This window comes from Variovorax sp. RCC_210, assembly GCF_041355175.1.
In the GTDB taxonomy this organism is placed as follows: Bacteria; Pseudomonadota; Gammaproteobacteria; order Burkholderiales; family Burkholderiaceae_C; genus Variovorax.
Genome location: NZ_JBFUPJ010000013.1, coordinates 37,155 through 51,385 on the forward strand (window position 1 = coordinate 37,155; position 14,231 = coordinate 51,385).

The 14,231-nt window shown below is 65.0% G+C and carries 12 protein-coding genes; 3 read left to right on the plus strand and 9 right to left on the minus strand.

Going from position 1 to position 14,231, the window contains the following annotated elements; translation table 11 throughout:
- Positions 1 to 59 precede the first annotated feature (59 nt).
- From AB6807_RS28605 to AB6807_RS28615, 3 genes are read left to right on the plus strand one after another with little or no spacing between them, the layout of a single operon-like run.
- The gene (locus AB6807_RS28605) at positions 60 to 1,877 is read left to right on the plus strand and encodes a peptidase domain-containing ABC transporter (protein ID WP_116909440.1); all 1,818 of its coding nucleotides are present in this window, start codon (positions 60 to 62) and stop codon (positions 1,875 to 1,877) included.
- Between the two features lie 39 nt (positions 1,878 to 1,916).
- Positions 1,917 to 3,233, plus strand: a complete 1,317-nt coding sequence (locus tag AB6807_RS28610) for an HlyD family type I secretion periplasmic adaptor subunit (RefSeq protein ID WP_371087212.1) — start codon at positions 1,917 to 1,919, stop codon at positions 3,231 to 3,233.
- Positions 3,230 to 4,834, plus strand: a complete 1,605-nt coding sequence (locus AB6807_RS28615; protein ID WP_371087213.1) for a TolC family protein — start codon at positions 3,230 to 3,232, stop codon at positions 4,832 to 4,834. The genes AB6807_RS28610 and AB6807_RS28615 overlap by 4 nt, the downstream gene beginning before the upstream one ends.
- Positions 4,835 to 4,978: 144 nt before the next feature.
- On the opposite strand, the gene AB6807_RS28620 is transcribed toward AB6807_RS28615, so the two are convergent.
- From AB6807_RS28620 to AB6807_RS28660, 9 genes are read right to left on the minus strand one after another with little or no spacing between them, the layout of a single operon-like run.
- The gene (locus AB6807_RS28620; protein WP_371087214.1) at positions 4,979 to 6,403 is read right to left on the minus strand and encodes a sigma 54-interacting transcriptional regulator; all 1,425 of its coding nucleotides are present in this window, start codon (positions 6,401 to 6,403) and stop codon (positions 4,979 to 4,981) included.
- A gap of 32 nt (positions 6,404 to 6,435) precedes the next feature.
- Positions 6,436 to 8,541 (minus strand): TadG family pilus assembly protein, encoded by a 2,106-nt coding sequence (locus AB6807_RS28625; protein WP_371087215.1) that lies wholly within the window; start codon positions 8,539 to 8,541, stop codon positions 6,436 to 6,438.
- A 55-nt stretch (positions 8,542 to 8,596) separates the two neighbouring features.
- Complete coding sequence (locus AB6807_RS28630; RefSeq protein ID WP_371087216.1) at positions 8,597 to 9,091, minus strand: TadE/TadG family type IV pilus assembly protein; 495 nt, start codon at positions 9,089 to 9,091, stop codon at positions 8,597 to 8,599.
- Positions 9,088 to 9,564 (minus strand): TadE/TadG family type IV pilus assembly protein, encoded by a 477-nt coding sequence (locus AB6807_RS28635; protein ID WP_371087217.1) that lies wholly within the window; start codon positions 9,562 to 9,564, stop codon positions 9,088 to 9,090. Before AB6807_RS28635 ends, AB6807_RS28630 begins: the two co-directional genes overlap by 4 nt.
- A gap of 39 nt (positions 9,565 to 9,603) precedes the next feature.
- Positions 9,604 to 10,035, minus strand: coding sequence for a DUF3613 domain-containing protein (locus AB6807_RS28640; RefSeq protein ID WP_371087218.1), 432 nt, complete (start codon positions 10,033 to 10,035; stop codon positions 9,604 to 9,606).
- A complete protein-coding gene (locus tag AB6807_RS28645; protein WP_371087219.1) occupies positions 10,032 to 10,979 on the minus strand; it encodes a hypothetical protein in 948 nt (315 codons plus the stop codon). The genes AB6807_RS28640 and AB6807_RS28645 overlap by 4 nt, the downstream gene beginning before the upstream one ends.
- Positions 10,976 to 11,926 carry a type II secretion system F family protein gene (locus tag AB6807_RS28650; protein ID WP_371087220.1) on the minus strand — a complete coding sequence of 317 codons (951 nt, stop codon included), beginning with the start codon at positions 11,924 to 11,926 and terminating at the stop codon, positions 10,976 to 10,978. The genes AB6807_RS28645 and AB6807_RS28650 overlap by 4 nt, the downstream gene beginning before the upstream one ends.
- A complete protein-coding gene (locus AB6807_RS28655) occupies positions 11,923 to 12,918 on the minus strand; it encodes a type II secretion system F family protein (protein ID WP_371087221.1) in 996 nt (331 codons plus the stop codon). Before AB6807_RS28655 ends, AB6807_RS28650 begins: the two co-directional genes overlap by 4 nt.
- Positions 12,911 to 14,227 (minus strand): CpaF family protein, encoded by a 1,317-nt coding sequence (locus AB6807_RS28660; RefSeq protein WP_116909430.1) that lies wholly within the window; start codon positions 14,225 to 14,227, stop codon positions 12,911 to 12,913. The genes AB6807_RS28655 and AB6807_RS28660 overlap by 8 nt, the downstream gene beginning before the upstream one ends.
- Positions 14,228 to 14,231 lie beyond the last annotated feature (4 nt).

The following is a 14,231-nucleotide window of genomic DNA, read 5'->3' on the forward strand; positions in this document are numbered from 1 at the left end:
AATCGGGTAACAGTTGATAATGACGCAGGCGTCATTGCCCGACGGATCGGCCCTTTCCCATGATCAAGTTCCTCTTGCCCAGCCAGCTGGTCGCCGACACGCCCGAAGCGCCCGGTGCCAGCCCGTATGCGGGTGCATTGAACGCGGCCTTTCGCGACGCGTACCCGCTCGTGAAGAGCGCGGCCTGGCGTTCGCTGCCCATCAGCCTGTTCGGGCTGCTGCCTTCGATCTTCCTGCTGCAGGTGTATGACCGCGTGCTCTCGCGCAGCGGCTTCTCCACGCTCGCCGCGCTGGTGAGCGGCATCCTGTTCTTCCTGTGCATCGAGTTCTGGTTGCGCACGCGGCGCTCGCGCCTGCTGCGCAATGCCGGCGCCATCATCGACCACGGCGTGTCGGGCGCGCTGCTCAACTCGATGCTCTCGCGCCCGCTGCGCGCGCTCGAGGCGCGGCCCGCGTCGTCGTGGCAGCTGTACTTCCGCGACGTGGGCTCGGTGCGCGGCACAGTCACCGGCGGGCTGGCGCAGTCGATCTTCGACCTGCCCATGGCCGTCTTCGCGCTCATCGTCATCGGCATCGTCGCGCTGCCGGTGCTGCCGGTGGTGGCGCTGTTCCTGGCCATCATGTCGTTCCTGGCGTGGTGGTGGGCCGACGAGGTGCGCTCCGGCCGCGTGGAAGAAGTGCAGCGCGGGCGCGGCCTCGACCGCATGACGTCGGAGATCTGCAACGCGCGCGAAACGCTCAAGACGCAGTCCAACGACGGCCCCACCATCGAGATGTGGCGCCAGACGTACAACGCCTGGCTCACCGAGAGCTTCACCAAGAACGGCCAGATCGAGACCACGCGCGACGGCACCACCGTGCTGCTCACGGTGTTCTCGGTGGTGGTGGTGACGGTGGGCGCCATCTCGGTCATGGAGCAATGGATGACCGTGGGCGGCCTGGTCGCCTCCAACATGCTCGCGCTGAAGGCGCTGCAGCCGGTGGCCGGGCTGGTGTCGAACTGGCGCTCGCTGGCCACCGCGAAGGAAGCCGCGCAGCGCCTGGAGACCGTGCTGGGCGAGCCGGTCGAAAAGCCGCCCACCGGCATGACGCTGCCGCAGCCGTTGGGCCGCATCACCTTCAAGGACGTGAGCTTCAGCTTCAGCGAGACCGCGCAGCAGCCGGTGCTGGAAAACGTCGACCTCGATATCGGCCCCGGCGGCCTGCACGTGATCGTCGGGCGCAACGGCGCGGGCAAGTCGACGCTGGTGAAGCTGCTGTCGGGGCTGTACGAGCCCACGCGCGGCACCATCAGCATCGGCGAGTACGACCTGTCGCAGTTCGGGCGCGAAGAACTCTCGCGCTGGATCAGCTACCTCTCGCAGGAGGTGTACTGGTTCGGCGGCCCGCTCATCGACGTGATGCGCCGCGGCGCGCCGGGCCAGAGCGACGAGCAGATCGTGGCGGCCTGCAAGCTCTCGGGCGCGCACGACTTCCTGTCGCGCCTGCCCGACGGCTACCGCACGCGCGTGGGCGAGGGCGGCACCGGCGTGTCGGTGGGCGAGCGGCGCAAGCTCGCGCTGGCCATGAGCTTCCTGCGCAAGCCTTCGGTGCTGGTGCTCGACGAGCCCAGCAACGACCTGGACTTTCAAAGCGAGCGCAACCTGCTGGCCACGCTGCTCGCGGTGGCCAAGGTGCGCACGGTGGTGGTGGTCACGCACTCGCTGCGCATCGTCTCGGCGGCCAGCGTGGTCTACCACGTCACCGGCCAGGGCAATGTGGAGCAGGGCTCGGCCGCGGAGATGGTGCCCAAGCTGTTCGGCGTGCGCAAGCCGCTGGTGGCCGTGGGCGATTCGGAAGACGGCGCGGGGGCCGCGGCCTCCCGCTCGATGGCCTGACGCCGGCCGTACATGACGCGTAGTGATCGGGGACCCGACTTGAAATCAGACCTGCCGCAGATTCTTCAGGACGAGAACGAAAGGCGCGCGGCCCGCAACTCGCCGCAGGGGCGGCGCCGGCAGTGGATCGTCGGCGGCCTCGTGGGCGTGCTGGCGCTCGTCGGCCTGGGCTTTCCCATGGAGACCGTGGTGGTCGCGCCCGGCCGCGTGATTCCGTCGGACCGCGTCAAGTCCATCCAGCATCTGGAAGGGGGCATCGTCAGCAACGTGCTCGTGAAAGAAGGCGAGAAGGTGAAGGCCGGGCAGTCGCTGGTGGAGATCGACCTGGGCGGCAGCGGCCTCAACCTCGAGGAGCTGACGGCCCGCTACTCGGCCACGCAGGCCACGCGCGTGCGCCTCATGGCCGAGAGCCGGGGCCAGCCGCTCAGCCGCGCCTCGTTTGCCACCGACATCGACAAGGACGTGTTCGAGGGCGAGAGCGGCGCCTACCAGGCGCGCGCGCTCGAGCAGCGCGGCGTGATGGCCGGTGCCGTGTCGGGCCTGGAGCAGGCGCGCAGCAAGAAGCTGGAGCAGGAGGCCAAGGTCAAGGGCCTGGGCGACCGGCTCGCGCTGATGCAGAAGGAGCTCGAAATTTCGGAGCAGCTGCTCAGCGAAAAGCTGGTCGGTCAGGTCGAGGTGCTCGAGAAGCGCCGACAGGCCGAAGGCGTGCGCAGCGAACTCGCCGTGGCGCGCCAGGGCGTCATCTCGGCCAACGCCGCCATCACCGAGTCGCAGGCCAAGATGGCCGAGGCCGAAGGCCGCTACCGCCGCCGCGCATCGGACGAGCTGGCCACCGTGGAGCGCCAGTTCGCCAGCCTGAGCGAAGACCTGGCGCGCGCGCGCACCCAGCGTTCGCGCACCGTGGTGAAGGCGCCGTCGGACGGCATCGTCAAGGGCCTGCGCAACTCCAGCCCGGGCTGGGTCGTGAAGCCGGGCGAGGCCATTCTCGAAGTGGTGCCCGACGAGGACGAGATCATGGTCGAGGCGCGGCTCAACCCGAACGACCGCGGCTTCATCGAGGTGGGGCAGCAGGCGCGAGTGAAGATCACCGCGTACGACTACCTGCGCTACGGCGCGGTGGACGGCAAGGTGAAGCTGGTGGCCGCCGACGCCGACCGCGACCCCGCCATTTCGAGCGGCGCGCCGTACTACCGGCTGCTCATCAGCATGTCGCAGTCGCACGTGGGGCGCGACGAGAACCGCATCACCGCGGGCATGGAGTCGGAGGTGGACCTGCGCGTGGGCACCGATCCGTTCATCTGGTACATCCTGCGACCCGTGCTCAAGCTGCGGCGCGAAGCCTTCCGCGAACCATGAAGCCACGCATTCCGTTCGACCGGCGCCGCACGGGCTCCGGTGTTGTCTGCGCAGCGCTGTGCGTGAGCTTTGCGCTGCCGCCCACGGCCTTCGCGCAGGAAGCGCGGCAGGTACAGGAGGCGCGTGAAGAGGTCGCATCGCAAGACGGCGGCCCGCCGCTCGTGCTTGCGCCGGCGCGCCGCCTGAGCCCGCCGTCGCTCGGTGCCAGCACCTACACCCAGCAGGTGAAGCAGGCGCTGGTCGTGCTGTCGCAGGACTACCCCGAGGTGCTGACCGCGCAGGCCGCCGCCAACACCAGCAGCTACAGCGTGGACGCCGCCAAGCAGGCGCGCTACCCGCGCTTCAAGCTCGGCACTTCTTCGGGCAACTACAACAGCGGTGCCGAGAATGCCAAGACGCAGGGCTACACCGTGCTCACCGCCGAGGCCCGCGTGAGCCTGCTCGACGGCGGCGCCATGAACGCCGCGCAGCGCGCCGCCGAGGCCGGCAACCAGGCCGACGACGAAGCCGTCGTCACCACCTCGCAGAAGGTGGTGCTGGACGCGCTCACCGCCTACCTGCAGGTGCAGCGCTTCGACCTGAAGAAGCAGATCGCCGCGCGCGCCACCGAGGTGGTGGCCGAGCTGTCGAAGGCCGAGGCCCGCCGCGTGGCACTGGGCGTGACCGGCGACAACGACCTGAACATGGCCGCCTCGCGGCGCGCCCTGGTGGCCGCGCGCGAGTCGGACTTTGCGGCGCAGCGCGACGAGGCCATCGCCAAGTTCCGCAACTACTTCAAGTTCACGCCCAACCCCGAGTCGCTGCCCGTGCTCGCCGCGCCGCAGCAGTGGCGCATCTCGTCGCAGGAAGAAGCGCTGCGACGCGCCGAGGCGCGCAGCACCGAGATCGCCGAAGCGCAAGGCCGCATCGAGCGCGCCAGGGCCTTGGCCGACCAGCAGGACGCCAGCCTCTACCCCACGCTGGACGCCGTGCTGGTGAAGAGCAAGGACCCGCGCGGCGTGTCCCCGCAGGACCCCACGCGCGCCGCCTTCGAGCTCAACTGGAACTTCGGCAACGGCTTCGACCGGCAGCTGCGCCTGAAGAGCGCGCTCACGGAAATCGCCAACCAGGAGGCCAAGCTCGAGGGCGTGAAGCTCAACCTGTTCGAGCTCACCTCCGCCTCGTGGGCGCGCACCGTGTCCGGCCGCGAGCGCGAGCGGCAGCTGATGGAAGCCGTCAGCACCTCGGGCCAGGCCTTTCGCGGCCGGCGTCGCCTCATGGAGTTCGGCCGCGAGACCCTGCCCAAGGTGCTCGACGCGCAGCTCGACTACTACACCCTGCTGTTCGACTACATCGACGGCGTGTTCGACCTGCGCATCTCCGAGTTGCGCCTGGCACGCACCACCGGCGAACTGCGCGTGGACCCCGCCGGCCTCAACGGCTGGATCGACCGCCTCTTCGGCGCCCCACGACGCCAGGTGCTGACCGAAGACGGATTGCTGGGCACCCTGTGCATCTCGAGCAACACCACATGCGCGAGCGAGCCCGTGGCAGAACGCGCAATGGGCGTGGCCACCGCCAACCCGCCGCTGCGCAAGTCGCAACGCCTGTCGATCCCCTGACCAACCAGCCCCTGACCCGCGGCAAGCGAAGCGAAGCCAATTCCAGAGACACCGAGGAACCGGCTTCGCCGGGCCTCAGGTGTCGCCCCCGGTAGGGGGAAGGAGAAGCGACACGAAGTGCGCGCAGCCTGCCTGGGGGCGAGCCTAGCTAGCGTCTTCGGGGATACCGGGTTCGCCGTCGAGGATCTGGTACTTTCGCATCTTTTCCCACAGCACCTTGCGGCTGATGCCCAGGTGCTGCGCCGTGTCCTGGCGCTTCCAGTCGTTGATTTCCAGCGCCGCGATGATGCGGTTGCGCTCGCTGCTGTTCCAGCCCTTGCGCTCGCTGGAGCCGTCGAGCGAGACACCACCGCCGCCCGCGCCATTGCGCTCCGCCGAAATGGAAGGCGCCGGCGTGCCGCGCGTGAGCGCGATCGCCCGCTGGATCAGGTTCTGGTCCCAGCTGTGCAGCTGCCGCGCGATCACGCCCACGCGCTCCGCGAGGTTGCGCAGCTGGCGCACGTTGCCCGGAAAGTAGGTCTCCGCCACCGCGTCGCTCAGCCAGTGCGGCGTTTCGCCGAGCGCTTCCAGCGCGTCGCCGAGCACGTTGCTCAGCAGCGCCTTGAAGATCGCGATCTTGTCGACCTCGCCGCGCTCTTCGAGGCTGGGCACGTGCAGCTCGATCACCGCCAGCCGGTAGAACAGGTCGGCGCGGAATTCGCCGCTGGCCACCATCTCGCGCAGGTTGCGGTTGGTGGCCGCCACCAGCCGGAAGTCGACGCGCAGCGGCGCCGTCGCACCCAGCCGCGTCACCGCGTTGTCTTCCAGCACGCGCAGCAGCTTCACCTGCTGGTAGCGCGGCAGGTCGCCGATTTCGTCGAGGAACAGCGTGCCCCCCGTGGCCTGCTCGAAGTAGCCGCGGTGCGCGTGCACCGCACCCGTGAACGAGCCCTTCGTGTGGCCAAAGAACAGCGATTCGAAAAGTCCGTCGGGGATCGCGCCGCAGTTCACCGCCACGAACGCCCCCTTGCTGTAGTGCTGGTGGCCCAGGTGCAGCTGCTGCGCGATGCGCTCCTTGCCCACCCCCGTTTCGCCGCGCACCAGCACGCTGTGGTTGCAGTCGGCGAAAGCGCCCACTTCGGCCAGCAGCGACTTCATCGCCTCGGAATGCGCGACCAGCACATCGGGCGCCTGCGGCGCCACGTCGCGCGCGCGCAGCTGGCGCACCAGCTTCGCGACCATCGTGCGCAGCTCGGCGCAGGTGAAGTCGTAGGGCAGCACGTGCAGGTACTCGGGCGGATAGGTGCGCGAGTCGCGCTCGCGCGAGCCTGCTGCCACCCAGATCACCGGCATGCCCTGCAGCCGCTCGCTCGCCTGCGCGAGCCCGCCGCCGTCGATGACGGTGACGCTGATCACCGCGACGCAAGGCCGCAGCGCAACACCGCGCTCAGGCTCGGGCGTCGCGAGCCCGTCGGCCCGGATCACCTCGACGTCGAAGCTCGCCATGCACCGCGCGATGCGGTCGAGGATGTCGGCTTTGCCTTCGTAGACAAAGAGGTCGAGTTCGTCGAAGTTGGGGGGGGAGGTCATTGAAACTGAGAACCGGTATCAGAGATGAGTGTTCAATAAACCAGCTGTGCGCGGCTGCATTGAAGCGCGTTCAGCTTCACGTCGGTGCGCCCAAGTTCGATGCCCAGGACGTTGCTCAACGTCGTCGACAGCAGCACACCGACGCCATCGAGGATGGGTTTCAGGATCGCGACAACCGGGCTGAGGAGCGCTTGCAGAAGTCCGGCATTTCCGCCGCTGCCCGAGGTCGTGCTTCCCGGCAGTTGACTGGCGGCATTGTTGACGACACCTGCGGGCGCAGAGTTGAGTGCGTCAACCACCTTGCTCTTGACGCAACTGTTCCAAGCCAGAAGCTGCTGAAGCAGGCCAGCGCAAGACTGGCCAAGGCCAATCAGCCCCAGGAGACCGCCCGAGGGCGTGGTTTGGAGCGTCAGCACGTCCCACACCAACATCGTCTTGTTCACAGGGAACAGGCCTAGCAACGGGTCTTGAACAGTTACGGTCCGATTCCAATCGCCGAGGCTTGGCGAAGTGGGACTGCCGTTCTTGAGGAGCGCCACCACCTTGTCCGCATCATAAAAACCGCTCGCGTTCTTCGTGGCGTTGAGATACGAGTCGGCCAACGCGTTGGCCCTGTCGCTGGAGGAGGGGCCCGAGGACGGGTTGAGGAGCTGGTTCAACGTGCTGAGCAGCGCGTTGACGAGATTGGAAACAAGCGTGCCGATGGCAAGCTGGTTGGCTTGGCTGGACTTGGTCTCTCCCACGGCAAGGGTCAGCGTGTCTTTTTGCGTCAGCGCGTCCAATTGCAGCGTTGTGGCCGCAGGCACCGGAAGATTGAGTAGCTGAATCAGCCGCTCCGGCTGCAGAACGCCGGGATCGGTGCACAGGTTCTTGGTCGAAAAGCGGACTGTGGGATCGTCTACTTTGCCCACGCACGCTTTCAAGATGTAGGACGTGACGTCAATGGTTGCAGTCTGCGGATTCGCAAGGCAATCGAGTTGGGAGATCTGCCCCAACCCGCTCACGGCGTCGACGTAGATCGGCAGGTGCACGCGCGTGCCGAGAAGGCCGCTGATCAATGGACTCAAGACGCCTCCAAGAAGGTTGTTCGAGTCGACATCTATATACACGCGAACCTGTGCGTTGTAAGCCTTGGTGCCTACGCCGCCAATGCCGATGGAAGGCGGCTCTACGACCCCGGCCTGGACGTCCACAAGACCCAGGAGATTCAAGCCAGGTATGACGACACCGCGTTTGCTCGAAGTCGCGATTCCGATGGTGGTGCGCAGGATGCTTCCCAGGTCGATCTGAGTCTGCAGCGCCGCAGCGTTGGTGCTGTCGGGTGCTTTCACGGTCAGGAGGCCGTTGCCGCCCGTATCCGGCGCCAGCACATTCAAGGTGACTTTGTCCAGGCCGACGTTGACGAGTTCGTTTTTGAGCGCCGTCAGCGATGCAGTCAGCACTGCATCTCCGGAGACTGCTTTCAATGCAACAGTCAGGATCTGACCGACCGAAACCTCTGGAATTTTCGCAAGGCCAGTTGGTGTCAGCACGCCGGCGTCGAGGACGACGTCAAGTCCCAGCCCCTCCAGCAGTCCCGCCGGTGTGATCTTCACATCGGCGAGACCCGCCGAGTCCAGCACCGTCAGTTTTGTGATGTCGACGCCGACGGCTTGAAGCACTTTTCCGAGCGGCGAATTGCCATCAGTGCGAAGCAGTTGCGCGCCAACAGAAAAGGCGGCAGCCGGCTCTGCCACTGCCCCCAGGGCCTCTACTGTGATCTCACGGCCGGAATTGCCGGGGATCTGGGGAAGAAGAAGCGGGGGCGTTCTTCTGAGCGAGACCAGAACCGAATTGAAGGGCTGTGCCCCGGCAGAAAAGTGTTTTGGCAGTACCGGCTTGGCAGGATCCGGATCCCATCGCCCGCAAGTTATATCCTGCGCCGTCAATGCAAATCCCACGGGAAGATTTTGAGAGGCATTGGAAATGGCTGCGCTGGTCGCGTCCGTGCAACTTGAAGTTGTGATCGATTGCGCTCCTGCCAGCGCTGCGAGATCGGCGGTCTTCTGAAACTCCCGTTTCAAATAGAAAAGGTAGCCTAGTTCGGTACCAATCAAGGTGATCACCACGAGCGACAGCGCAATGGCTGCGTTGATCACCACTGATCCGACTTGTCGTCTTGCGGACGATTGAATAGATAAGCGCATTGTTGGCTCAGGAGGCTGTAGCTGCCGTGGCTTTGCCGAAAAGACGCTCTGGCATCCAAGTACCGGTGAGCGGCAACGGAGGCAACAACGGATTGGCTTTGTAGGGGTAGCTCACTCTGACGGCAACCTTCCCGAGCGAAATAACCACCTCCGGCGGTGCTTCGAGCATTTTTGCCCGAATCCATATTTCTTTGGATGAGTTGGTGGCGCCTGCTGAAGCAGGTGTAATTGACGAGAGGGCGAGCGACCGATAAACCGCGCTCAAGACATTCGCTCGGAGTTCTTCCGGTGTGGTATTGGGTTGAGCGAGTTGTGCAGCCCTCGCCCCGTCCTCCGCCGCCCGTGCGACGACTTGCTGTACATAAAGCACGCCACCGAATGTGATGAGTCCGTAGATCGCAAGAAATAAAACGCTGAAAACAAGGGCAAATTCAATTGCCGCTGTTCCCCGTTGGAGCGATGAAATTGGGGCGCAAGCTCTGATGATGCGAACTGGTTTCAAAGTGCTCTCCCATCAAGCAGCATGTTTGCCTTGCCCGAAATTTGATCGGGTAGAGCAAAGCTGGGAAAGGGGGGCAGCAGCTTTCCGATGTCATTCACAGTCACGGTCACAACCATCTGGCAACGACGACTCCACTCTTGTCCGCACGTGGCCGATTTCAGGCAGTCGTCCTCACCGGCCATGCACACCGTGGCCTGGACGCTCAGGTTTTTTTTCATTGCGTCGGGCAACCAGGACGCGCGTTGGATGGCAACGTTTCCAGCTTCTGTTTTCTTGGCGGCGAGATTGACCTGATACCTGAGCCCGGCCCTTGCGCCTTCTTCGGCCGCGTTTTGCAAGCCCAGGCGTGCCGTCAGCAGAAACCCATAGCAAATGACTGCATAGAGCAGCGTGAAAACAATGACGAACACGAACGCGAACTCGATCGCATAGACGCCGCGTTGGCGGCGCCGGTGACTCACGGGCTTGCGCATGTGTGGCATTCGGTTCGCGATAGGGCGGGGCTTGCGCAGTTAGCGAGACCCGGAAGAAGTACCGCCTGCGCCGCCATTGGACTTCGTCACTGTTGAGCCGAGGTGCTCCGGAATCGCAAATTCGAAGCTTTTGAGATAGCGCTCGTAGCTCCGATTGGCGACAGTGCCCGCGATGGGACGCGGCGACGCTGAGGCAATCTCGCCACTGCGTTGCCATGCAAGCAAACTCTGCGTGGCATCGCCGACCCGAAGCGGTTCCGAGTCGAACTCTTCCAATTCGCCGGATTGCATTTCCGAGTCAACGGTTCTGCTCAACACCTCAGGCGGCTGCGCCGTCGCGATGGCCTTGGCGTCCGGCTCGCTGGCCTTCTGTTGCACCTGTGCAGCGGCGCTTGTCGTGGCGAGCAGAAGCACTGTGGTCAGGGCGCTGACGGGCAGCATCGAGCGCGCGCCCCAAAATTTTTTGCTCATGGGATACCTCGTGAGGTCGAGTTCAATGAAAGAGGTGGGTCCGCGGACAAGTTTGATGAACCAGTCTGGCTGGCAGTCCTGATGCTGATGGTTTCAGACCATCGGGACGGCTTGAGCGTGAGGGGCGAAACGATCGGTTCGTCGCGGCCTGATGCGGGCGAACCAGCAGGTGCTGCGGCGGCAACAGGAGCGGCCGGCCGGCCTTGCAGGCGAATCTGCTGCGCCGCATCGCGTATCGCGAGGCGAGTGGCTTCGGACATGCGATTTGCGTTCATCAGTGCCGCTGCTTGCTCGCGTTGCTGGGTCACCTCCAGATAGAGCGCGAGGTTGGCCTGTGCCTGCGCACTGTCGGGTTTGAGCTGCAGCGCCTGCATGAGCGGCAACCGTGCCTCCTCGACCAGGCCAGCGCGCAGGTTCGCATAGCCCAGGTCGCTGAGCAGCAGTGGATCGGTCGGGGTACGACGTTGCGCCTGCGAAAGGTTGCGTGCTGCTTCTGCGTAGTCACCGCGCATTCCTGCCAGCAGCCCCAGGCCTCGGTAACCAGAGCTTTCCAGCGGCGTGCCGATCAGGCGCTTGTACGCAGCTTCCGCCGCGGTGGCCTGGCCTGTCTGGCGCAGCGCTTCTGCGCGCACGCGCGTCGAATCCGGAGACACGCCCCAACGCTGTTCGAGGGCATCGATATGCGCGAGCGAAGCAAACCAAAGCGCTTCCTGCTGCATCTGCTCCACGAGCCGCAGGTACGTGGCCTGGGTGTCGACGGCCGCTCCTGCCTTTGTGTCCGCTGCTGCGTCGGCGGCCATGCGCTGTTGCGCGTCGGCGCTGGCTGCATATTGGTCCTTGACGCTGGCACAGCCCGAGATGAACAGGGCGGCGCTCGCCACGCACGCGGAAGCAACGATGAGAAGCGCCCGGCGTTCGGTCGCGCAAGCAGTGAAGTTTTTCATTTGGCTGCGATTCCCAGTGAGCGGAAGACGGAAAGAAAAGCAGGTCCCGCCGTGACGATGATGAGTGCCGGCAGCAACGTGCTGACCATGACCGCGGTCATCTTCACGGTGATCTTCCCGATGCGCTCCTTCATCTCGGAGCGTCGGTGTTCACGAAGGCGATCGCTGAAGACGCGCAGCGGCTCCTGGACTGCACCGCCGTGCTTGTCGACTTGGACCAGCAGCGACACGAGGCCGTTGAGGTTTTCGTTCTTGTGCAGCGTGGCGAGTCGTTGCAAAGAGTGTTCGCGGCTACGACCCTGGCTGTATTGGGCGTTGGCCAGCGAAAGCTCGTAGCCCAGGACACGCAAAACGTGTGAGAAGTCGCTGGACATAATTTGAAGGCTCTGGTCCAGGCTGAGACCGACACCCTGCAGCAGGCGCAGCAGGTCGATGAACAGTGGCAGTTCCTGGGCTGCGCGCTCTCTGCGTGCTGCAGCGAAGCGACCGAGTACCCACTTGGGTGCCATGAAGCCGATCACAAATGCGGCGGCCAAAACCATGACCACGGTGCGTTGCGGATGCCCTTCGCTCCACGCCGCGTAGGCGATGGAAGGAAGCAGGAAAGCGAACAGGACACGAGTCACCAAAAAGATCAGCTGCGTGCGCTTCGAGGGGAGCCCGCACTGGTCGATGAGGTTGCGGTCTTCGTCTGCGACCAACGCGCGGCCAAACCGGGAGTCGAGCCAATGGAAGGGGAGTTCCACATCCGATTTCATGGGGATCGGCTCGTCGCTGGCAACAGTGGACGTCTTTGCCGACACGACCTGGTCAATTGCACGGCCAATGACCTTGCCGCTGCGCGCGCGCCGGAACTCGGCTGCTATCAGCGCGCCCGCGCCTGCCATCAAGCCCAACGCAAGAAGGACAAGGCTCAGGGCTGCCAGTTGATTGGACGTGAGTGTCATGTCAATCTCGCCAGGCGGTAGAGAAGTGCGGCGCCGAACAATTGAAAACCTGCCGCAAAAAGGACCATATTGCGACCGGTGTCGTCGTTCCACATTCCCATGAAATAGCTGGGGTTGGTGACGATGAAGAACGCGCCGACGCCCACTGGCATCAGCCCCAGGATCCACGCCGAGAGCCGGGTCTCCGAGGACATTGCAATCAGCTCATGCTCGGCTTGCTCGCGGTCGCGCATGAAGTTGCCCACTCGCTCCAGCAGCAGGTCGGCGCGGCCGCCGTAGCGCACGCCGAGACCGAGAATCGACGCGAGAAGGAACATTTCTTCGACGCGCACATTGCTGGCCGTTTGATGGAGCGCTCGGTCCAGATCCACGCCTGCGCGAACCAGCGATGCGGAGCGTTCGAGTTGACCGCGCAGCGGCGCGGCCGTGGTGGCAATCGCCAGTTGGAATGCCGCCTGGGTGGAGTTGCCGATCGTGATCAGCCGCACCATTGCGTCGATGTAGGCGGGCAGTTGGCTGACCAGCTTTCGGCGGAACTTCTGCAGCTTCAGCCACACGACGAAGGCGGCGGCTAGCACCAGTGCGCACAGCGCACTCAGCGCGGCCAACCAACCACCAAAAAGGCCGGCCAGCGACGCAAGCGCCAAGATGGCGCCGATGGCCAGGGCGGCTGAGCGCGGTTCGATCACACCGGCCAGCCGGTCGGGCAAGGCTCGTTCCAAAAGTCCGGTGGGTATGGCTTTTGCGGCCGCGCTGGCCTCGCCTTCAAGCCATGGGTCTTTCATCACGCCGGCGACAAAGCCCTCGCCTGGCATCTCTCGCGATAACGACGGTGCCGCCGCTGATCCTGCTGCACTGGCCAGAATCTGCTGGTTCAGATGCCGCTCCGTTGCCTGCCGTGCCTGTCGCGCTTTCGCCCATTGCCACAGCAGCAGCCCACCCGCCGCGAACAGCAGCGCGATGCAAAAGACGACGAGCAGCCCTTCACGCACGGCCGTCCCCCTGCTGCGCGCGCGCCAGCGACTGCCTGAACCGCGTGATCTTCGGCGAGTGAGGTGCAATGCCCAGCGACACCCACCGGTCGCGCTCTTCACCGTCAGGCGATGCGACGGGTTCGTAGCGGTACAGCTCCTGCATCGCGACCACGTTGTCGTTCACGCCCGTCACTTCGCTCAGCGAAATGATGCGGCGCTGTCCGTTCGACAGCCGCCCGATCTGCACGATGAAATCGATGGCATTGGCAATCTGCCGACGCAGGCTCACTTCGCTGCCCTGGTAGCCCGCAAAGCCCGCGAGCATCTCCAGCCGATAGAGGCATTCACGTGGCGAACTCGCGTGGATGGTGCCCATTGAGCCTTCGTGGCCCGTGTTCATGGCCTGCATCATCTCGATGACTTCGGCGCCGCGCACTTCGCCCACCACGATCCGGTCGGGGCGCATGCGCAGGCTGTTGCGCAACAGGTCGCGGATCGACACCACGCCCGTGCCGTCGAAGCCGCCGGGGCGGCTTTCCAGGCGCACGACGTGGCTGGTGCCCAGCGACAGCTCCGCCGTGTCCTCGATGGTGATGACGCGTTCGCGCGCCGGGATGAAACTGGCGAGCGCATTGAGCAGCGAGGTCTTGCCCGAGCTGGTGCCGCCGCTCACCAGGATGTTGCAGCGCGCACGCACCGCGATTTCGAGCAGCTGCGCCATGCTCGCATCGAAGGTGCCGAGCTTCACCAGGTCGGCCGGCGTGAGCGGCTCCTTGCGGAACTTGCGGATCGACACCGACAGGCCGTCGATGGCCAGCGGCTCGATGATCACGTTGATGCGCCCGCCATCGGGCAGGCGTGCATCGACCATCGGATTCGACTCGTCGAGCCGGCGGCCGAGCGGCGCGAGGATGCGGCGCACGATGCGCATCACATGCTCCGAATCGGCGAAGCGCACCGTCTCGCGCTCGAGCATGCCGTGGCGAGACACGTACACGTTCTGGTAGCCGTTGATCAGGATGTCTTCCACAGCCGGATCGTTCAGCAGGTCTTCCAGCGGCCCGAAGCCCGCGAGCTCCTTCGTCAGCGCATCGGAGATGAGCTGCATCTCGCGGTCGTTGATCGGCACGCGGCGCAGGCGCACGAAGCTGTCGACCTCGAGCTCGACGAACTGCTGGATGGACGCACGCGACCAGCGGCCGAACTCCGCGCCGAGTTCCTCGATGCGGCTCAGCAGATGGTCATGCGTCCAGCTCTTGATGTCCTGGAACTGCTGGGAGTTGACGAACGCCTGGTCGTCGTCGGCAAATTCGATATCTGTGGACATGGGC

What these genes read in the sequence shown, in the direction of transcription:
- AB6807_RS28605 (WP_116909440.1), top strand. Translation starts at nt 60, where the DNA reads ATGATCAAGTTCCTCTTGCCCAGCCAGCTGGTCGCCGACACGCCCGAA.
- AB6807_RS28615 (WP_371087213.1), top strand. Translation starts at nt 3,230, where the DNA reads ATGAAGCCACGCATTCCGTTCGACCGGCGCCGCACGGGCTCCGGTGTT.
- AB6807_RS28620 (WP_371087214.1), bottom strand. Translation starts at nt 6,403, where the DNA reads ATGACCTCCCCCCCCAACTTCGACGAACTCGACCTCTTTGTCTACGAA.
- AB6807_RS28635 (WP_371087217.1), bottom strand. Translation starts at nt 9,564, where the DNA reads ATGCGCAAGCCCGTGAGTCACCGGCGCCGCCAACGCGGCGTCTATGCG.
- AB6807_RS28640 (WP_371087218.1), bottom strand. Translation starts at nt 10,035, where the DNA reads ATGAGCAAAAAATTTTGGGGCGCGCGCTCGATGCTGCCCGTCAGCGCC.
- AB6807_RS28645 (WP_371087219.1), bottom strand. Translation starts at nt 10,979, where the DNA reads ATGAAAAACTTCACTGCTTGCGCGACCGAACGCCGGGCGCTTCTCATC.
- AB6807_RS28650 (WP_371087220.1), bottom strand. Translation starts at nt 11,926, where the DNA reads ATGACACTCACGTCCAATCAACTGGCAGCCCTGAGCCTTGTCCTTCTT.
- AB6807_RS28660 (WP_116909430.1), bottom strand. Translation starts at nt 14,227, where the DNA reads ATGTCCACAGATATCGAATTTGCCGACGACGACCAGGCGTTCGTCAAC.